This window comes from Bradyrhizobium sp. 170, assembly GCF_023101085.1.
In the GTDB taxonomy this organism is placed as follows: Bacteria; Pseudomonadota; Alphaproteobacteria; order Rhizobiales; family Xanthobacteraceae; genus Bradyrhizobium.
Genome location: NZ_CP064703.1, coordinates 8,441,998 through 8,461,826, shown reverse-complemented (window position 1 = coordinate 8,461,826; position 19,829 = coordinate 8,441,998). Strand labels below are relative to the sequence as shown.

General features: G+C 63.5%; 19 protein-coding genes. 9 read left to right on the top strand and 10 right to left on the bottom strand.

Annotated elements, in window-relative coordinates; translation table 11 throughout:
• Window positions 1-20: 20 nt before the first annotated feature.
• Complete coding sequence (locus tag IVB05_RS39910; RefSeq protein ID WP_247517132.1) at window positions 21-224, top strand: DUF1127 domain-containing protein; 204 nt, start codon at window positions 21-23, stop codon at window positions 222-224.
• Between the two features lie 71 nt (window positions 225-295).
• A complete protein-coding gene (locus IVB05_RS39905; RefSeq protein WP_247781549.1) occupies window positions 296-916 on the top strand; it encodes a GNAT family N-acetyltransferase in 621 nt (206 codons plus the stop codon).
• 43 nt (window positions 917-959) lie between these two features.
• Here IVB05_RS39905 and IVB05_RS39900 read toward each other — a convergent pair whose 3' ends face one another.
• The 3 genes from IVB05_RS39900 to IVB05_RS39890 all read right to left on the bottom strand — a co-directional run bounded on the left by IVB05_RS39900 (window position 960) and on the right by IVB05_RS39890 (window position 4,207).
• Window positions 960-1,790: an enoyl-CoA hydratase gene (locus tag IVB05_RS39900; protein ID WP_247781548.1), complete on the bottom strand. Its 831-nt coding sequence runs from the start codon at window positions 1,788-1,790 to the stop codon at window positions 960-962.
• Window positions 1,791-2,270: 480 nt separating this feature from the next.
• A complete protein-coding gene (locus IVB05_RS39895) occupies window positions 2,271-3,425 on the bottom strand; it encodes an IS110 family transposase (protein WP_247781547.1) in 1,155 nt (384 codons plus the stop codon).
• Window positions 3,426-3,505: 80 nt separating this feature from the next.
• Window positions 3,506-4,207, bottom strand: coding sequence for an SDR family NAD(P)-dependent oxidoreductase (locus tag IVB05_RS39890; protein WP_247781546.1), 702 nt, complete (start codon window positions 4,205-4,207; stop codon window positions 3,506-3,508).
• A 271-nt stretch (window positions 4,208-4,478) separates the two neighbouring features.
• Here IVB05_RS39890 and IVB05_RS39885 point away from each other — a divergent pair, with 271 nt between their 5' ends.
• Both IVB05_RS39885 and IVB05_RS39880 read left to right on the top strand, forming a co-directional pair.
• Entirely contained in the window at window positions 4,479-6,260 is a 1,782-nt protein-coding gene (locus IVB05_RS39885) for an acyl-CoA dehydrogenase family protein (protein ID WP_247781545.1), read from the top strand.
• 50 nt (window positions 6,261-6,310) lie between these two features.
• Window positions 6,311-7,399 carry a Zn-dependent alcohol dehydrogenase gene (locus tag IVB05_RS39880; protein ID WP_247781544.1) on the top strand — a complete coding sequence of 363 codons (1,089 nt, stop codon included), beginning with the start codon at window positions 6,311-6,313 and terminating at the stop codon, window positions 7,397-7,399.
• Between the two features lie 111 nt (window positions 7,400-7,510).
• Here the strand turns inward: IVB05_RS39880 and IVB05_RS39875 are convergent, their stop codons facing one another.
• Window positions 7,511-7,864, bottom strand: coding sequence for a nuclear transport factor 2 family protein (locus IVB05_RS39875; RefSeq protein ID WP_247787353.1), 354 nt, complete (start codon window positions 7,862-7,864; stop codon window positions 7,511-7,513).
• A gap of 130 nt (window positions 7,865-7,994) precedes the next feature.
• Entirely contained in the window at window positions 7,995-9,467 is a 1,473-nt protein-coding gene (locus IVB05_RS39870) for an amidase (RefSeq protein WP_247781543.1), read from the bottom strand.
• Between the two features lie 174 nt (window positions 9,468-9,641).
• On the opposite strand from IVB05_RS39870, the gene IVB05_RS39865 reads away from it, so the two are divergent.
• Entirely contained in the window at window positions 9,642-9,827 is a 186-nt protein-coding gene (locus IVB05_RS39865; RefSeq protein WP_247781542.1) for a hypothetical protein, read from the top strand.
• Between the two features lie 47 nt (window positions 9,828-9,874).
• Window positions 9,875-10,453: a GNAT family protein gene (locus IVB05_RS39860; protein WP_247781541.1), complete on the top strand. Its 579-nt coding sequence runs from the start codon at window positions 9,875-9,877 to the stop codon at window positions 10,451-10,453.
• Here the strand turns inward: IVB05_RS39860 and mbfA are convergent.
• The 5 genes from mbfA to IVB05_RS39835 form a co-directional block, all read right to left on the bottom strand.
• A complete protein-coding gene (gene mbfA / locus IVB05_RS39855) occupies window positions 10,450-11,421 on the bottom strand; it encodes an iron exporter MbfA (protein WP_247781540.1) in 972 nt (323 codons plus the stop codon). The genes IVB05_RS39860 and mbfA overlap by 4 nt on opposite strands.
• An 88-nt stretch (window positions 11,422-11,509) precedes the next feature.
• Entirely contained in the window at window positions 11,510-12,661 is a 1,152-nt protein-coding gene (locus tag IVB05_RS39850) for an alpha/beta hydrolase (RefSeq protein WP_247781539.1), read from the bottom strand.
• Between the two features lie 253 nt (window positions 12,662-12,914).
• Window positions 12,915-14,246: an IS1182 family transposase gene (locus IVB05_RS39845; protein ID WP_247787351.1), complete on the bottom strand. Its 1,332-nt coding sequence runs from the start codon at window positions 14,244-14,246 to the stop codon at window positions 12,915-12,917.
• Window positions 14,247-14,409: 163 nt separating this feature from the next.
• Window positions 14,410-15,951, bottom strand: a complete 1,542-nt coding sequence (locus IVB05_RS39840; RefSeq protein ID WP_247781538.1) for an acyl-CoA synthetase — start codon at window positions 15,949-15,951, stop codon at window positions 14,410-14,412.
• 76 nt (window positions 15,952-16,027) lie between these two features.
• Window positions 16,028-17,200, bottom strand: coding sequence for an acetyl-CoA C-acetyltransferase (locus tag IVB05_RS39835; RefSeq protein WP_247781537.1), 1,173 nt, complete (start codon window positions 17,198-17,200; stop codon window positions 16,028-16,030).
• A gap of 150 nt (window positions 17,201-17,350) precedes the next feature.
• On the opposite strand from IVB05_RS39835, the gene IVB05_RS39830 reads away from it, so the two are divergent.
• The 3 genes from IVB05_RS39830 to IVB05_RS39820 all read left to right on the top strand — a co-directional run bounded on the left by IVB05_RS39830 (window position 17,351) and on the right by IVB05_RS39820 (window position 19,807).
• Window positions 17,351-18,019, top strand: coding sequence for a TetR family transcriptional regulator (locus IVB05_RS39830; protein WP_247781536.1), 669 nt, complete (start codon window positions 17,351-17,353; stop codon window positions 18,017-18,019).
• A 63-nt stretch (window positions 18,020-18,082) separates the two neighbouring features.
• Window positions 18,083-18,841, top strand: coding sequence for an SDR family NAD(P)-dependent oxidoreductase (locus IVB05_RS39825; RefSeq protein ID WP_247781535.1), 759 nt, complete (start codon window positions 18,083-18,085; stop codon window positions 18,839-18,841).
• Window positions 18,842-19,000: 159 nt separating this feature from the next.
• Complete coding sequence (locus tag IVB05_RS39820) at window positions 19,001-19,807, top strand: enoyl-CoA hydratase-related protein (protein ID WP_247781534.1); 807 nt, start codon at window positions 19,001-19,003, stop codon at window positions 19,805-19,807.
• The last annotated feature ends 22 nt before the right edge of the window (window positions 19,808-19,829 follow it).

The window sequence follows — 19,829 nt, the reverse complement described above, 5'->3', positions numbered from 1 at the left end:
GGGTACTACAGGAGCCGGAAATGTCTACTTACACGCATGAATCGATGATAAATCATCATGAACCGGGCCTTTTGTCTCAGATCGGCGAGACGCTCCATGTCTGGCGGCAGCGCTATCAGTCGCGCCGGGAGCTGGCGAGCTGGTCCGAGCGCGAACTCCACGACATCGGCATCTCCTGGAGCGACATCGCCTACGAGACCGAAAAGCCGTTCTGGCGGGCTTAGATGGCAGCCAGGCCGGCGTCGCCTCATCAGGGGGACGCCGGCCGCTTTTTTAGCTCCGCGGGAGCGACCCAATGACCACGATGCGTCTCGACGATCTCAGGCAATATTCCGACGTGCTGCGTTCGCGACATGGCCAGGCCGTGACCGTCCGCTTCGTCGAGCCGCGCGATGCCGAGGCGCTGCAGAACTATTTCCGGTCGCTGACCACGCGCTCCCGCTACAGCCGTTTCCTCGGCGCAGCCAGTGAACTGCCGCCGTCCGAACTCGATCGCTTCATCCATGTCGGCGAGGCCGATCGATTCAGCGTGATCGCGACCATGCTGGTCGACGGCCGCGAGACCATCGTCGGCGAAGCGCGCTACGCCTTCGACAGCGAAACCGCCGCGATCGAATTCGGCCTGTCGATCGACGATCGCTGGCAGGGCCATGGCATCGGCGAGGCGCTGTTGAAGAATCTCGAATGCCGCGCGGCTTCATTCGGCGCCGTGCGCATCTTCGGCGACACGCTGCGCTCCAATGACGCGATGATCGCGCTCGCCCGCAAGTCTGGCTACGCCTTCACCAATACGCCCGGCGACTGGAAGCTGACGCGCTTCCAGAAGCAGATTCATGTCGAACCGCAGGAAATCCCATGCGCCAGTTGGCGGCTTGCCGCCGTCTCTCCCAGCGCAATGTCCTCGCTTGCGGTCTGACAACTGAGCCCGGTTCTGGCCTCACCAGAACCGGGCTATTTTCTCAATTGCCGGAAAACACCGGTTTGCGCTTGTCGATGAAGGCCTGCACTGCCTCCCTGTGATCGGCGGTCGTGGTCAGCCGGACGAGACGTTCGGCCTCGTGGTCGCGCGCGGTGGCGAAGTCGAATTGCAGCGCTTCGTCGAGATTGTCCTTCATGTAGCGGAGCGCGAGCGTCGGCCCTTCGGCCATCGATTTGGCGAACGCGAAGGCCTCGGCCTGGAGTTTGTCGTCCGGCACCACGCGGTTGACGAGGCCGATCGCCTCGCATCTGGCGGCATCGACCTTCTCGGCGGTGAACATCAGTTCGCGCGCCCGCGACGTGCCGACGAGCCGCGTCAACAGCCAGGCGATGCCGTAGTCGCCGGAGAGTGCCACACGGAGATAGCCGGTGGAGACGAACGCCGATTGCGCCGCGATGCGAATGTCGCACGCCAACGCGATCGCAAGGCCCGCTCCGACCGCGGGGCCGGGTAGCGCCGCAATCGTCGGCTTGCGCACCGAGGCCAGCGCGCCGGTCAGGAGACGCTGCCGCTCCTGCAGGTCGGCGACCTTCTCCTCATAGGACATTTCGAGCTTCTTCTTGTCGCGGTGCGCGCCCATGCCCTTGACGTTGCCGCCGGCGCAGAAGGCTGTGCCTGCGCCGGTGAGCAGCAACACGCCGACATCGGGATTCTCGCCACAGGTCTTGATCATCGCGCGCAGGGCCGGCGTCAGCGTGTCCGACATCGCATTGCGCGCCTCGGGGCGGTTCAGCGTGATGATGGCGACGCGGTCGCGGATCACGCAGAGCAGTTCGTCGGTGCCGGTGTCGATTTTGGTTTCGGTGGTCATGGTTCCCCCAGTTGTTGTTGTTTCGTCATTGCAGTCCGGAGGGTGGGCAAAGCGAAGCGTGCCCACCACTCGAAGTCGCGCCCGGCGATAGATGGTGGGCACGGCGCAAGTGCGCCTTTGCCCACCCTCATATGGGGCCTTTTGAGTCAAGCATCCCAACCGAGGCTTGGATGTAATTTTTTGCATTCGGTGGAGCGGCGGCGCGCGGAGCCATGCGTAGCGCAGCGTGCCGCCGCGGTCGGTGCGCTCAGGAACTGGCTTCCGGCGATTTATGCAGCAGCTCACTGCATCACCTCATATCCGGTCGGGCGGTTACAGCCCGGTACCCACATTCCGCATGCTTGCGGCGAGGAAGCCACGGGGATGAGACCCATCTACGAAGCGGCCTGTTGACTTGGCCCAAGGGTGGCACGGTCATCATCCATTCCGCGCTGACCGCGGCCGATGCCGCGACGCTGACGCGTTGTTGCTTGAAAACGTTTACGGCTTCGCGGCCTTGAGCAGGGCTCCTTCGGGGACCAGGCCGGTTGTGAGGTAGCGCCAGAGCGCCACCATCAGCTTGCGCGCCAGCGCCACGATGGCGATGCGCTTGTTGCGCTTGCTGGCATTGTTGTGGGTGCGGCTGCGGAACCATCGGGTGAGCGCACTCTCCGGCTGATGCCGCAGCCACAGCCAGGAAAGTTCGATCGCGGCGCAGCGGGCGCGCGGATTGCCTGCCTTGCTGATGCCCTGGTCGCGGTCGATTCCGCCGCTCTGCCATGGGCTGGGCGTCAGCCCGAAATAGCTCGCGACCTCACGCCGGTTGCGGAAATCCTTGTAGAACACCTCGCTGGCCAGCGTCGTCGCGAACGCCGGGCCGAGGCATTTGAGCCGGAGCAATAGTTCGCTGCGCTCTGCCATCTGAACCGCCGCAGGTGCCGGATCCGCTTGAGCCGACGCCTGTGCGAGCGCCTCGAGCTGTTCGCGTACCAGCATCAGCCGCGCGTGCTCGTACTTGATCTCCGCCAGCATCTGCCGTGGCACCGCCTGGCCCTGCCAATCCCGCTGCGCCGCCAGCCAGTTCAGCCAGTCGCGCCGGCGCGGGTTCCCGACCGCCATGCCCAACAGCCGCAGCAGCGCCTTGATCCGGCTGGTGTGAGCGGTCTGTTCCTTGATCAGCCGGCCGCGTTCGCGGCTGGCGCGGCGGGCGTCCTCTTGCTCCGGCGCTGGTACCTGAACGATCCGTACCACCCGCGGCTCACCGCGCAGATACGCCATCAGCGTCCGCAGCATCTTCTCGCCATCGATCCGGTCGGTCTTCACCCGTTGATCAACCGCAATGCTCGCAGGGTCAAACACGTAGTTCATGATCCCGGCCGCCATCAGAAGCCGGTGCAGCCAGAACCCATCGTAGCCCGCTTCGTAGCAGCTCACCACCGCCGGAATGGCTCCCAGCGCCCGAGCCGCCCGGTCGCGCTCCCGACCGACCAACGCCAACAGCTCGGCATGATCGCCCCCCTCCAGCCTATGGCGGGACATCTTGCCTTTGTCAGGGCTGTGCAGCGTCACCAGCCAGCTCTTCTGGCTCAGTTCGATCGCAACGAAAATTGTGCCACAATGGCCGGTGGTGGGCGTGGCTACGGTCGATGCTTGCATCTGACTCTCCGATGGTTCGAGTGTGGAAACCCAAACCTACCGGAAAGGCCACGCTCACCGCCCCATGGAATCTACGTTCATCAAAACTTCTCCACCCACGGCCGCAGTTCGACCTCCCAGGTCCATGCGCTGCGCGGCTGCTGCAGGACGTTCCAGTAGCTCAACGCAATCGCGTCGGGATCGAGCATCGAGTCCGGCCTGTCGGCAGGTTCGGCGCGCGCGGCGCTGCGGATGCCGCCGTCGATGACGAAATGCGCAACGTGAATACCCTGCGGCGACAATTCGCGCGCCATGCTCTGGGCGAGCCCGCGCAGCGCGAACTTGCCCATCGCGAATGGCGCCGATTGCGGATAGCCCTTGACGCTGGCGGAGGCGCCGGTGAACAGGATCGCGCCGTGCTTGTTCGGCAGCATACGGAGCGCCGCCTGCTGCGCCACCAGGAAGCCGCCGAAACCCGAAACGGCAATCGCCTGCGCGACATCTGCCGGCACCAGGTCGGTGAAAGCGCCGCGCGCCCGTCCGCTGGCGTTGTAGACGACGAGGTCAGGCGTGCCGATCTCGCGCTGGACCAGGCCAAAGAGACGCTCGACCTCTTCGGCCTCGGTGGCATTGCAGGCAAAGGCGCGGGCGCCGGTCTCGGCGCAGAGCGCGCCGAGCTTTTCGATCTTGCGCGCGGCGAGCGCAACCTTGATGCCTTCGCGCGCGAACAGCCGTGCCAGCGATGCGCTCAATCCTTCACCCGCGCCGACGATCAAGGCAATCTTGTATTTTGGAATGTCCATGAGCGCTCTCCAGAGAAGACCGGGACTTGGTATCTAGGTGCGCAATCCGGCAGGGCAACCCATGGGGGCGGAATAGGCTCGAGACCGCACCTGTTGGTCGCGTTTCGCAAAACCCATTGGAGCGGAATGCCCTTGTAGCGGAAATATCTCGACGCCGATGCTGCGATATCCGTCCACTATGGGGTGGCCCTCCAATTATGCTTGTTGACGGCGCGACCGCCTGCGTTATCGGTAGATGATCAATATAGGGCGGAACGGACAAGGGCTAAAAATGCATCCACTCATGCAGGACCGTGCATCAGCGTCAGCCAATCAGCCGGGATTGCTCGCGCCTGATACGACGGGGATGAATTTCTACCGGGCCGATCCGGCGCTGACCGATCTGCTGCGGCTGCATCTGCCCGATGCGCTGTTCCGCCATATCGAGCCGCATCTCGATCGCCTCGGCGAAATGGCCGGAGGCTATCTGGACGAATGCGCGCGGCTCGCCGATCGCCACACGCCGGTGCTGCATCAGCGCGACAAGTTCGGGCGCGATACGCAGTACATCGAATATCATCCGGCCTATCGCGAACTGGAGAAAGCCGCGTTCGGCGAGTTCGGCATTCACGCGCTGTCGATCCGCAAGGGCATCATGGGCTGGCCGGACAAATACCCTGTTGTCGCCAAGCACGCCTTTACCTTTCTGTTCAATCAGACCGAGTTCGGCATGGGCTGTCCGATCAACGTCACCGACGGCTGCGCCAAACTGCTCAACAATTTCGGCAGCGAGGCGCTGAAGGCGAAATATCTCGACGGCCTGACCCAGACCGACATGAGCAAGCTGACGCAGGGCGGCCAGTTCATGACCGAGAAGGAGGGCGGTTCCGACGTCGGCACGCTGACGACGCGAGCCGTGCAGGAAGGCGATCACTGGCGGCTCTATGGTGAAAAGTGGTTCTGCTCCAATGCCGACGCCAAGGTGGTGATGCTGCTGGCGCGCCCGGAAGGGGCGGGGCCGGGCACGCGCGGCGTCGGGCTGTTCCTGATGCCGCGGTATCTCGACGACGGCTCGCAAAATCACTACCGGATCGTCCGGCTGAAGGACAAGCTCGGCACCCGTTCGATGGCGTCGGGCGAAATCAAGTTCGAGGGTGCGATCGCTTATGCGGTCGGCAAGCTCGATCGCGGCTTCGTGCAGATGGCCGAGATGGTCAACTCGTCGCGGCTCTCCAACGGCGTCAAGTCGACCGCGCTGATGCGGCGTGCGCACCATGATGCGATGACGGTGGCACGAAACCGCGTGGTGTTCGGCAGCCGCATCATCGACCTGCCCCTGGCGCGGCGGCAACTGATGAAGATCATGCTGCCGACCGAGCAGGCGCTGTCGATGAGTTTTCTCACGGCAGACGCGCTCGATCGTGCGGAAGCCGGCAGCCAGGATGCGGCGGCGTTGCTGCGGATCCTGACGCCGACCTTGAAATTCCGCGCAACGCGCGATGCGCGCAAGGTCTGCGGCGACGCGTTGGAGATGCGTGGCGGCATTGGTTACATCGAGGAATTCGCGACTGCGCGGCTGCTGCGCGACGCCCATCTTGGCTCGATCTGGGAAGGCACCGGCAATATCGTCGCGATCGATACGCTCACGCGCGCGGTCGGCCGCCATGGCGCCGATGCGGCGCTCGCCGCCGACCTGCATGCGCGCCTCGACGACAGCGTCGATGTGCCGCAAGCCTGGCGCGATCGCTTGCGGGAACTGTCCGATCGCGCCGTCGGATTCGCGCGCGAAGTGGCCAGCCGGAGCGACAATGAGGGCGATGCGCGGCGCGCCACCAGCCTGCTCTATCATGTCGCGAGCGCGGTCGCGCTGGCCTGGGAGGGCGGGCGCATCCACGAAATGCGCGGCGACGTCCGGCGGCTGTTGCTGTCGCGGATGGTGGTCGACCATCGCGTCGCGGCGGGCGACCCGTTCCGGCTTGCGGAAAATGCGACCCAGCGCGCCATCACCGATCATTTGCTCGGCGAGCGGAACGTCGGCATGGCCGAGGTTGGCGAATTGCTCGTTGCGGCGTAGGCTGGCTACAATTCTGGTTCAAAAATAACAGAAATTGAGGGAGTAACCCGATGAAGGCCGCCGTCCTGCATGAAGTCAACAAGCCGCTGGTGATCGAGGATGTCAGCGTGCCGAATCCCGGCCCGCGCGAAGTCCTGATCCGCACCCGCGTCGCCGGCCTCTGTCATTCCGACCTGCATTTCATGGAAGGGCTCTACCCGCATCCGCTGCCCGCGGTGCTTGGCCATGAGTCGGCTGGCGTGGTCGAGAAGGTCGGCTCCGATGTCACCTATGTAAAACCCGGCGATCACGTCGTGACCTGCCTGTCCGTGTTCTGCGGCACCTGCGACAACTGCACCACCGGCCGCACGGTGCTGTGCACCGACACGACCGTGAAGATGCTGCCCGGTCAGTCCAACCGGCTTTCCTGGGCGCGTGAGGAGAAGCTCCATCAGTTCCTCAACCTCTCGTCCTTCGCCGAGCAGATGCTGGTGCACGAAAACGCCATCGTGAAAATCCGCAAGGACATGCCGCTGGAGCTGGCGGCGCTGATCGGCTGCGGCGTCATCACCGGCTACGGCGCGGTGGTGAATACGGCCAAGGTTCAGGCCGGCGAGACGGTCGCGGTGATCGGCTGCGGCGGCGTCGGCATGGCGGCGATTAACGGGGCCGCGATCGCGGGCGCCGGCCGCATCATCGCGATCGACACCAATCCGGCCAAGCTGCAGCTTGCCACCAAGCTCGGCGCTACTGATATCGTCGATCCCTCCCGCGGCGACGTGGTGCAGCAGGTGCGCGAGCTTACGGGCGGCGGCGTGCATCACTCCTTCGAGGTGTTGGGCCGCAAGGAAACTGCGGAGCAGTCCTTTGCCATGCTGGCGGCCGGCGGCACCGCGACTATCGTCGGCATGATCCCGTTCGGCCAGAAGATCGAGCTGCACGGCTTTGACTTCCTCAGGGAGCGCCGGATCCAGGGGTCGTCGATGGGCTCCAACCACTTCCGCGTCGACATGCCCCGCCTGGTCGAATTCTACATGCGCGGCAAGCTGCATCTGGAAGACTGGATCTCAGCCAAGCTGAAACTCTCAGAGATCAACGAGGGCTTTGCCAGCATGAAAGCCGGCAAGACGCTGCGCAGCGTGATCATGTTTGATAGCTAGCTGCTGTCATTCCGGGGCGATGCGAAGCATCGAACCCTGAATCTCGAGGTGGTATGCGGCACGAGATTCCGGGTTCAGCCCTGCCGGGCTGCCCCGGAATGACGGGCCGTTTCACCGCGACACATGCGCAGAGACCGCGAGCCACTTGCCATTCTGCTTCGCCCAGCAATCGGTGTAGCGCCCATGCGCCTGCTGGCCATCGGGCGTGGTATAGCTCGTAGCGGCGTGGATGATGGCGAAGTCGCCCAATACGCGAATCTTCACATCGTGTGCGGTCAGATTCTTGATGGTCACCGGCACCGCCGTTTGTTTCAGAAACGCCGCGCGATCGACCAGCGACTTGTCGGGATTGGAGCAGTAGAAATCGGGCGCAAGAATCTCGTCGAAACGCTTGACGTCGGAGTTTTGCACCGAGGCGACATAATCGCGGTTCAGCGCGGTCAGCTCTTCGATATCCCTGCTCATGGTGTTCCCTTCCATCCCTGCTTTCCCGCCTTGTGTGGCGCGGGATTGCGAAGCAATCCGCTTTATTCCTCATGAGATTATGGATCGCTTCGCGTCGCACGCAATGACGTTGCGGGTAAGTTTTCGCCTCTCAATCATCAAACATCGGCGGCGGCTTGAAGCCGCCGAATTCGCGCTCGATCAGTTCCGCCAACCTCAGGGGGGTGCGGTCTTCCAGCCAAGGGCCGACGATCTGCACGCCGACCGGCAGTCCATCCGGCGAAAAGCCGGTCGGGATCGCGGTCGAAGGCAGGCCGGGCAGGGTGGCGATGCCGGGCCAGGAGAGCTGATCGGGATAGACGTAATCCTTGCCGTCGATCCTGATGCGGCGCTTTTCCTGGTCGTCGGAATGGTCGTGCGGATAGGCCGGCGTCGGCATGATCGGGCAGATCACGGCGTCATAGGTCTTGAACAGTTCGCGCCATTGCGTGCGCAGGCGGGAGCGTCCGCCATCGGCCATCAGCCAGTCGCGGTGGCCGAGCGCGATCCCGCGCAGGCGTTCGGCGGCGAGGCTGTTGTCCTCGGCCGGCAGCGCGGCTGCGGCGGCCTGTGCGCCGGCATAAGTTTCGGGTGCAAAGGACGCGGCAAGGAACGACATCAGCATCCGCATGTAGAGCCGGCTTGATGCGGCGAAATCAGGCAGGAGCGGACTGGTGCGGTCGATCTCGACGCCAGCGTTGGCGAGATTTGCGGCAAGTGTTTCCAGCGTGCCACGCACCACACTGTCGGTCGGCATGACCGGATCGGTGTCGATCAGGAGCAGGCGAAAATTCTTCAGCTCCGTGTGGCGCGGCGGCGGCAACGCGAGGCTATAGGCCTTGCCGGCTTCGAGCGGATCAGGCCCCGCGATCACGTCCAGCAGCAGCGAAAGGTCGGCCGCGCAGCGCGCCATCGGTCCAATCACGCTGAGATCGCGCGTGGACGGCAGCGGCGGCAGGGGCGGCGGCGTGTGGCCGCGCATGGCGACGAGGTCGAAGGTCGGCTTGTGCGCGTAGATGCCGCAATGAAACGCCGGCACGCGCAAGGAGCCACCGATGTCGGAGCCGAGCGACAGCGGGCCATACCCCGCCGCGAGCGCCGCCGACGCTCCGCCGGAGGAGCCGCCCGGCGTGCGGCCGAGATCAAAGGGGTTGTTGGTGGTGCCGTAGATCTCGTTATAGCTCTGCCAGTCGGCGAGCCCGAGCGGCACGTTGTTCTTGCCGAGGATCACGCCGCCGGCGTTCTTGACGCGCGAGATCGGCAGCGCATCTTCCGTAGGCCTGAAATCCTTCTGCGCCGGAATGCCCCAGGTCGTCGGCAGTCCCGCGATATTGAAGGATTCCTTTACCGTCATCGGGAGGCCGAGCAGCGGCTTCTTCACACCGCGCGCGAGTTCGGCGTCGGCGACGCGGGCGGCGGCAAGGCCGCGCTCGAAATCGCGAACACAGATTGCATTGATCTTCGTATCGTGCCGCTCGATGCGGCCGATTGCGTCCTCGGCCAGTTCGCCCGCCGAGACCTGCTTTGCCGCCAGCGCGGCCGACAATTCGACGGCCGTCTTGAAGCTCCATTGCGATTTGGCCAAGGCGTACTCCCGCTCTGTCATTCGATGCGGCGCGGATGATGCTCAGTTTGGGCACGCGCGGCAAGAGCAATGGCTGTACAGCGGCGAGCACGCCATGTTGCTAGCCGCTTGGCGAAGGCCCGGTTGCTCGCTAATCTTCGCCCAACAAAAATGAAAACAGCGCGGGAGGCTCCGATGAGATCGGCGTGGATCGCTGGCGCAGTGATTGCCGTCGCAATTGGCGATCCAACGGCGGCGGCCGGTGCGCCCGAGATCAGGTTGGCTGAGCAGTTCTCGATGGGCTACCTGCAGTTCAACGTCATGAAGCGCGACAGGAAGGACATGTTGTTCTCCGAGATCGGCGGCCTCAACGGCAGTTGACACCAATCGTCCTAAACGTCTGCGAAGCAGATCAACAAGAGGAAACCATGCCACCGACCGCGAGCCGGAAATTTCCCGTGTTGTCCACCCGGCGGCTGACGTTGCGGGCCGCGACGCCAAAGGACGTCCCCGCGTTTCGGGCGCTATTGTCGGTTCCCGACGTAACGCGGTTTTCCAATTGGCCCGATGCGCCGTCCACGACGCAGGTCGAACGTTCCTTGCGCTGGATGTCCAAGGCCCACGGCTCCGGCAAGGGTTGCGCCTGGATCATCGAGATCAGCGGCTCAAAGGCGCTGGCCGGTGCGATCCGTTTCAACAGTTTCGAGAAGAAATGGCGGTGCGGCCAAATCGGCTACGAATTGCATCCGGATTATTGGGGCAAGGGCCTGATGACGGAAGCGGTGCGGGCCGTGGTCGCGTGCGGGCATGAGACCTTCAGGCTCAATCGCATCGATGCCTGGACGATGCCCGGTAATGCCGCGTCCGACCGCGTGCTGGAAAAGTCAGGCTTTCAGTATGAAGGCACGTTGCGGCAAAAGGCATGGTTCAAAGGTGCGTTCCATGATTTTCGGATGTTCGGCCGGATCTCGGGAGACGCCGCAACCGCGAACGGAGACGCGGCCTAAGCCCCGCCGATCAGTATCCCGACCGCGAGCACGATGCTGCCGCCGAGCACGATCTGGAACGCCGCCTGCAGGAATGGCGTGTCCATGTAGCGCGCGCGGATGAAGGCGATCGCCCATAGTTCGAAAAACACCACGATGCCGGCGATCCCTGTCGCGATCCAGAACGCGTTCGGCCAGGTATCCGGCACCAGATAGGGAATGGTGTGGCCGAGACCGCCGAGCGTCGTCATCAATCCGCAGGTGATGCCGCGCAGCCAGGGCGACCCGCGCCCGGTCAGCGAGCCATCGTCGGACAATGCTTCGGCAAAGCCCATGCTGATGCCGGCGCCGATCGAGGCGGCTAGTCCCACCAGAAACGTCTGCCAGTTCTGATGCGTGGCAAACGCCGCCGCAAACAGCGGCGCCAGCGTCGAGACCGAGCCGTCCATCAGTCCGGCTAACCCCGGCTGCACATATTGCAGCACGAACATGCGCCGGCGCGTCTTGTCTTCCTCGGCGCGCACATAGGGGCTGAGGATCTCGCCGGTCAGCTTCACCGCGAGTTTTTCGTGGCCCTTTTCTTCCTCGGCGAGATCGCCGAGCAAGCGTCGCACGCCGACGTCCTCGGCCCGCTCGGCGGCCTTGATGTAGAATTGCTCGGCCTGGAGCTCCATCGTCTCGACTTCCTTGCGGATGGTGTCGAGCGACAGGTTCTTGGTCAGCCAGATCGGGCGCCTTCGCAAAAATCCCTTGACGTCCTCGCGGCGGATCGGCGGCAGATGCGTGCCGAACCGCTGCTCGTACATTTCCAGCAGCCGGTGGCGATGGCCGCGCTCCTCCTCGGCCATCTCCTCGAACACCTTGGCCGAGTCGGGATAGCGTTCCGCGAGGTCTTCCGCGAAGGTCATGTAGATGCGGCTGTCTTCCTCCTCGGAAGAGATCGCTACAGCCAGCACCTCGCGCTCGGTCAGATCGGCGAAATTCTTCACGGGACAGCGCCTTTTCTTAATTTAGAATCATTCTAATATTAGCTGTCGCCGCGGTCAATTGTCGGGCGTGGCCTGGTTCGCCTTCGTTCTACACGCTCGCCTTCGCCCCTCGCAGGAATTGCGCCAGCAACCAGCTCACCTGGTTAGCCTGCTCCTGCTGCACCCAGTGGCCCGCGCCATCGACGAGATGGCAGCCGATCATCCGAGTGCAGGCCTTCTGCATGGCCTCGTACACGCCGGGGCGCTGATAGGTGCCCCAGTCCTGCTTGCCCGAGATGAAGGCAGAGCGCACATCGATGGTGCGGCCCGACCACGTCTGCAATTCCGGCGTGAACACGCCCGAGGTGCCGCAGCGATACCATTGCAGGCCGCCCTGGAATCCGTTGCGTTCATACTCGGCGCTGTAGAAGGCGAGATCGCTGTCCGGCAGCCATTTGTTGGCAGCGATTTCGGCGGCCGACGGCATTACTTCCGCCACGGTGGCGGCCATGTCCTTGGCGAGGTCCATCACGTAGTAAGTCGGTAGTTTTGCGATTTCTTCCGCGGTCCATGATTTGAGCGGGTGGGGCCTGTTGGCTTTCCAGTCCGCGCTCTTGTGATGGTAGTAGGCACGCAGGAAATCATGCACGCCCTGCGGCGCGTGGTGCATGTCGTCGTCCGCCTCGCGTGTCGAATAGTACCACTGGTAATGTTTTCGCGGGCGCGGCAGCGCCGCCAGGTCGCGATGAATGGGGTCTTCCGTTGCGGATTTGGCCGGACCGTCCACGGTGTTGAAGGGTAGCGCCGGCGGGCCGCTGAACGGCGCGCTCATCATGACAACCGAGCGAAACACGTCGGGCCGGATCAGCGCGCACCAGGCCGCGACCGAACTGCCAAAATCGTGTCCGATGACGGCGTCGACGCTGCGATAGCCGAACGCCGACACCAGCCCGAGCGCGTCGCGCACCAGATTGGTGAGCCGGAACGAGGCGAGATCACCGTCGTAATCCGGGTCCCATCCGGTGGTGCGGCCATAGCCGCGCTGGTCCGGCGCGATCACGTGATAGCCGGCTTCGGCGAGAACCGGCATCACCTTGCGCCAGGAGAAGGCGAGTTCGGGAAAACCGTGCAGCAGCAGCACGCAGGGCCGGCCACGCGTCTCGAAACCGGCTTCCAGCACGTGCATGCGCAGGCCGTTGATGTTGTCGATGTATCGCGAGCGGATGGAGGCGGGGAGCGGGATCTCGGGGAGGATTGTCATGATGTGTCCTCGTCATGGCCGGGCAAAAGCGCGAAGCGCGTCTTCACCGCAATACCCCGGCCATCCACGTCTTGTTCAGCGCGACTGTAAGGACGTGGATGCCCGGGACAAGCCCGGGCATGACGGAATATCATCCGCTTCATTCCGTAGAGCCTGTGAACCATTTGGGTTTTGCGGGTAATCGTAGCCGAGACAACGGATGACTAGCCTCGACGGTAATGTCGAGGCGGGATTTGCGGTGCCGCCGCTGTGGCTACGTTTTGGCGAGGCGGTGTCCCTGCAGGATGTTGTTGGTGAGCGCGTACCAGAGCACGACGGCGCGGACCTTGTCGATGCCGCGCACGGTCAATTGCCTGAGATCCCAATTGCGCCAGCGGGCATGGATGCATTCGCAGATCGAGCGAGCCCGGTACTGCGCCTTGCCGGCATCGCTGGCCATGCGGGCGCGCCAAGCCAGCACCCCAGGACCGTCGCCGCGCCGAGGTAAAGCGGGATCGACGCCGCTTTTGGATTTGGTCGGTGGACAGTAAACCTCGATGCCTTTGCCATGCGCCCATTCGATGTCCTCAGCGCTGCAAAACCCGCCATCGACGAGGTAGCGTCGGGGAAAGCGCTTCAGCAGTGCGTGCGTTTGTTCCAGCATCGGCCGCATCAGGCCACGATCTGATCCATTATTGTCGACCTCGACCGTGACCACGATCAGTTCGCCCGCCGCACTGGCCACCTGCACGTTGTAGGCCGGGCGGAAGCCGGCATCCGCCATCTTCATCACCCGCGCCTGCGGGTCCGTGGTGGAGGCCCAAGGCTCCTTCGGCTTCTTGCCATTGCCGCCCTTTTCGTCGAGCTGCTTTCGCTTGCGCTTGATCTCGGCCAGCGCCGTTTGCGCAGCTTGCACCCGCTCGCTGCGTTCGCGCGCTGCGCGCTCTCTGGCGGCTCGGATGCGCCGATTGCTGGCTTCCGGATCCGCATCGACCTCGCGCTTGAGCTCCTCCACCACGGCCTGGGCCTGCGCCATCTGCCGATCCAGCGTCGCCTCCCGCCGGAACGATCCGGCTCCCGCATTCGCCCGTATCCGCACTCCGTCCTGAGCCAACTTCTCCAGATCAATCAGCCCCGCCTTGCTCAGCGCCGCCAGATGTTCGCTCAGCAAGCGGTCGAGCAGATCGGCACAACCGACCCGGAAGTCCGACAGCGTGTGATAGTTCAGCGCCACCCCGCCACAGAGCCAGCGATAGACGTCATGGCTGTCGCAGAGCCGGTCCAACGCCCGCGCGCTTCCGACGCCGTCGCTCGTGGCGTATAGCCAAAGCGCCAGCAGAAGCCGTGGCGATGGCGCCGGATGGCCGGGCCTGTTCTCCCGCGCTTTGACCCGATCCTCAAGCTCACTCAGGTCGAGCCCTTCAACATAGGCCCAGATCACCCGTGCCGGATGATCTTGCCCGATCAGGCTCTCGATATCCACAGCCCGAAGTTCGATCTGGTCGCGCCTCGGCTCGCGCAGTCGCGGCGCTCCGCGTTCCGGTGCATCAGTTCCCGGCTCCGCCTGTTCCGGCAGTTCTCCAAATAGCCCGCTGCCAACCATCATCCCCTCCTGCGATTCGACCATCGCAGAGAATCACGGCCGCCTTGCGCCCCGCCATAAAAAGATTCACAGCCTCGTAGGGTGGGCAAAGCGCAGCGTGCCCACCATCACGTGCAAGCAAGTAGATGGTGGGCACGGCGCTTTGCGCCTTTGCCCACCCTTCGATTCACGCCTTCGCCGCCGGCTTCGGCCAGTATTTGTCCCGTAGATGCCGCTTCACCAGCTTACCGGTCGGCGTCCGCGGCAACTCCGCCTCGAAGTCGATGCTCTTCGGGCATTTGATCGGTGACAAATGCTTGCGGCAGAACACGATCAGTTCGGCCTCGAGTTCTTTCCCGGCCTTGGACATGTCGTGCGGCTGCACCACGGCCTTGACCTCCTCGCCCATTTCCTCGTTCGGCACGCCGAACACGGCGACATCGGAGACGGCGGGATGGGTGATCAGCACGTCCTCGGTTTCCTGCGGATAGATGTTCACGCCGCCCGAGATGATCATGTAGCTCTTGCGGTCGGTGAGGTAGAGGAAACCTTCCGCGTCGAGATAGCCGACGTCGCCGAGCGTCGACCAGCCTTTTTGATTGTAGGCCTTCTTCGTCTTCTCCGGATCGTTGTGGTAGGCGAAGGCAGGCGCATCGGCGAAATAGACCGTGCCGATTTCGCCCACGGGACGCTCCTCGTCGTTCTCGTCCAAAATCTTCACCTTGCCGACCACGGCGCGGCCGACGGTGCCGCGATGCGTCAGCCATTGCTGCGAGGTCGAGACGGTGACACCGTTGCCTTCGGAGCCGGCGTAATACTCGATCAGGATCGGTCCCCACCAATCGATCATTTTTGCCTTCACGTCGACCGGGCAGGGGGCGGCGGCGTGGATGGCGCCTTTCAGCGAGGAGACGTTGTAGTGCGTGCGCACATCGTCCGGCAGCTTCAGCATGCGCACGAACATGGTCGGCACCAGCTGCGACTGCGTAACCCTGTACTTCTCGACCAGCTTCAGAAATTCCTCGGCATCGAAATGCTCCATGATGATGGAGGTGCCGCCGAGCGTGATCGCCATCATGTTGAAGCGCAGGGGCGCCGCGTGATAGAGCGGCGCCGGCGACAGATAGATGCTGTCGGACGACATGCCGCACATGTCGGCGCAGAGAATTTTCAGGAGCGGGTTCGGCACATCGATCGCCTTGCCTTCGAACTCCTTCTTGATGCCCTTGGGCCGCCCGGTGGTGCCTGACGAATACAGCATGTCGTAGCCCGCCACTTCATCCGATATCGGCATGGCCGGCTGCGCGGCGGCTTCCTTGTCGAAGGAACGGAAGCCCGGCTCGGGCTCATCCATCATGTAGAGCAGCGGCCCGTCTACCTGGCCGACGAGGCGCCTGACCTGGTCGGCGCATTTCGGTGTGGTGATGAAGACTTTTGCGCCGCAGTCTTTCACGATGTAGGCGATCTCGTCCTGCGTCAGATAGCGGCTGATCGCGGTGTAATAGAGACCTGCGCGTTGCGCCGCCCAGCAGATTTCCATGAAGGCGAGGCGGTTTTCCATCAACAGCGCGATGTGGTCGCCGGCCTTCAGCCCAAGCGAACGAAACAGGTGCGCGCCCTGGTTCGAGAGCTCGTCGAGCTCGCGATAGGTGATCGCTTTGCCGGTCCCCGCCATCTGATAGGCGATCTTATTCGGGTAGGTGCGGGCGTGGACGGAAGGGTGGGTCATGGGGTTTCCTCAATATGAAAATGGCGAGCAGGAAGCGCACTCCCTGCTCGCCAGTCGCCAACCGCTTTTCTTGTCCTTAAAGCCGTTCGACGATCGTCACATTCGCCATGCCGCCGCCTTCGCACATGGTCTGCAGGCCGTAACGCCTGTTGTTCTGCTTGAGTGCATTGACCAGCGTGGTCATCAGCTTGGTGCCGGAGCCGCCGAGCGGATGGCCGAGCGCGATCGCGCCGCCATTGACGTTGAGCCTTGCCGGATCGGCGCCTGTCGTCTTCAGCCACGCCACCGGCACTGCGGCGAAGGCCTCGTTGACCTCGAACAGGTCGATGTCGTTGATCGACATGCCGGCCTTCTCCAGCGCCCGCTTGGTGGCGTGCAGCGGGGCATCCAGCATGATCACGGGATCGCCGCCCATCATGGTCATGTGATGGATGCGCGCCAAAGGCTTTACGCCGAGCGACTTGAGGCCGCGTTCGTTGACCACCATGACGCCGGAAGCGCCGTCGCAGATCTGGCTGGCGCTGGCGGCCGTATGCTTGCCGTTCTCGACGATCAGCTTGACGCCCTTGATGCCGTCGAGGCTGGCGTCGAAGCGGATGCCTTCGTCGATATGGTGGGTATCGGTCGAGTTGTCGGCGCGGGTGATCTGCAGCGAAACGATCTCGTCCTTGAACTTGCCGGCTTGCGTCGCGGCAATCGCACGCTGGTGGCTCTCATAGGAATAAGTGTCGAGCTGGTCCTTGGAGAGCCCATACTTTTCCGCCATCATCTCCGCGCCGGTGAACTGGCTGAACACGATGTTCGGATATTTCGCCTCGAGGCCCGGGCTCTTGTAGTGGCCAAAGCCGTTCTTGGCCGGGAGCTGCGAAGCAAGACCCATCGGCACCCGCGTCATCGACTCCACGCCGGCGGCGATCACGATGTCCATTGAGCCGGCCATCACCGCCTGCGCGGCGAAATGCAGCGCCTGCTGCGACGAGCCGCACTGGCGGTCGACCGAGGTCGCGGGCACGCTCTCGGGAAGTTTCGAAGCCATCACCGCGTTGCGGGCGATGTTGTTGGACTGTTCGCCGGCCTGCATCACGCAGCCCATGATGACGTCTTCGATCTGGGCGGGATCGACGCCTGAGCGATCGACCAGCGAATTCAGTACGGAAGCGGCGAGATCGGCCGGGTGCCAGCCTGCGAGACGTCCGCCCTTGCGGCCACCCGCGGTACGCGCGGTGGCGACGATATAGGCCTCGGCCATGTCTGTTTCTCCCTGATTGTTCTGATGGGGTGTTTTGAAAGATGGGCCGGATTTAAGGGGCACTGCGGGATTTAGTCAATCAATCAATTAACTCTTGAGTGCAGCCACGGCATGCGCTTATGTGCGGCCCGGATTTCCGGCAGGCAGGGAATGGGAACACCGTTGAATACCAGCGTACCGACCAGGCTTCCGGGCGGTAAAAACAGCACCGCCGAAAAGCTGCTTGTCGCGGCGAGCGAGCTGATGATCGAGCGCGCCTCGATCGAGGTGTCGCTGTCCGATATCGCGCAGAAGTCGGGCGTCAACGCAGCCCTGGTGAAATACCATTTCGGCAACAAGGACGGGCTGTTGCTGGCGCTGCTGGCGCGCGACGCCGAGACCGAGATGTCGCAGCTCGAATATCTCATCAGCCAGCCGATTTCGCCGACCGCAAAACTCAAGCTGCATATCGGCGGCATCATCCGCGCCTATTACCAGTTCCCATATATGAACCGGCTGATCCACTACCTGCTGCACGAAAGCAGCACGGAAGCGGCCGACGAGGTGTCGAAGTTTTTCGTGGCGCCACTCCTGGAATTCCAGCGGCGGCTGCTCGCGGAGGGCATCAAGGCCGGCGAGTTCCGCAACATCGATCCGGTGATGTTCTACACCAGCCTGGTTGGCGCTTGCGACCACCTGTTTTTCGGCCGCCACGCGATGTCGCGGGCGACCGGTGTCGGCCCGGTCACCGACGAGGTCTGCCGCGAATACATCAAGCATATGGAAGCGCTGATCTGCGGCGGCATGTTGAACGGGAAAGAGGCAGGGGCTGCCGGATGATGATCGCGACGCTTCAGTAGTCTAGGAATCCAGAAAAGAAACTCCCAAGGAAAGGTTGTTACCATGCAGTTGCAAGACGTAGCCGTTCTCATCACCGGCGGTGGCTCTGGCCTCGGTGCCGCTACCGCCCGCGCCATGGCCGCCAAGGGCGCGAAAATCGGCGTCATCGACCAGAACAAGGAAAACGCCGAGAAGGTCGCGGCCGAAGTGAATGGCGTCGCCCTCCACGCCGACGTGACCGATGAAGAGGCGATCAAGGCGGCGATTGCCAAGGCCGAAGCCGCGCATGGCATCGCGCGCGTCTTGATGAACTGCGCCGGCATCGGCGGATCGCAGCGCACCGTCGGCAAGGACGGCGTCTATCCGCTGGCAAAATTCGTCCGCATCATCAACGTCAATCTGATCGGCACTTTCAACGTGCTGCGCCTGTTCGCCGAGCGGCTGGCGACTGCGCCGCCGATCGGCGAGGAGCGCGGCGTTGCCATCAACACCGCGAGCGTCGCGGCCTATGAAGGCCAGATCGGCCAGATCGCCTATTCGGCATCGAAGGGCGGCGTCGTCGGCCTGACGCTGCCGGCCGCGCGCGACCTCGCCAGCCTGAAGATCCGCGTCAACACCATCGCGCCCGGCCTGTTCCTGACGCCGCTCTTGATGGGCCTGAACGAAGAGGCCCGCAAGAGCCTCGGCGCCCAGGTGCCGCATCCGGCCCGCCTCGGCGATGCCGCCGAATACGGCGCGCTCGCGGTCCACATCGTCGAGAACCCGATGCTCAACGGCGAGACCATCCGCCTCGACGGCGCGATCCGTATGGCGCCAAGGTAGGCACACTCTATCGTCGTCCCCGCGAAAGCGGGGACCCATACTCCGCGGCGGTTCCTTGTTGCAGAAGGTCTCTGCCACCATGCCTCATCGATACGACACGGCGTATGGGTCCCGGCTCGCGCTTCGCTTGGCCGGGACGACGATGGATGGGAGATCCGCGTGACGCAATCGCTGCTGATCGAACATCATGACGGCGTCGACCGGGTCACGCTCAATCGCCCGGATAGCCTCAACGCGCTCGATCCTTCGCTGATCGACGCACTCAACGCTTATTTCGAAAGCCTGCAGCGCAACCGCTCCACCCGCGTTGTCGTGTTGAAGGGCGCCGGTGCTTCCTTCTGTGCCGGCCTCGATCTCAAACATGCGATGAAGCGCCGCGCCGGGCAGCAGGAGCCGCCCGGCGTGACGGAGTCGCTGGATTCGCAGCGTCGCATTGCCGACATCGTGATGTTGATGCGGCGCTGCCCGCAGCCGATCATCGCGCTGATCCAGGGCGCGGCGGCCGGTGGCGGCTTTGCGCTGTCGCTCGCGGCTGACATCCGCATCGCCGCCAAATCGGCGCGGATGAACTGCGCCTTCATCAAGCTTGGCCTCGGCGGCTGCGACATCGGCACTTCCTATTTCCTGCCACGACTGGTTGGCGTCTCCGTCGCGTCCGAACTGATCCTCACCGGCCGCTTCATCGGCGCCGAGCGCGCGCTCGCGGTCGGCCTCGTCTCTGAAGTCGTCGAGGAAGGCGCGCTTGATGCGGCAGTCGAACCTTACGTCGATGCGATGATGACGGCTTCGCCGGTGGGCTTAAGGCTGTCCAAGGAATGCCTCAACATGAGCGTCGATGCCGGATCGATCGAGGCCGTGATCGCGATGGAAGACCGCAATCAGGTGCTGTGCAGCCGCTCGGAAGAATTCAACGAAGGCATCAGGGCCTTTCTCGAAAAGCGAAAGCCTGTCTATATCAAGCGATAGAACTTGAAGATCCGCAAAGGAC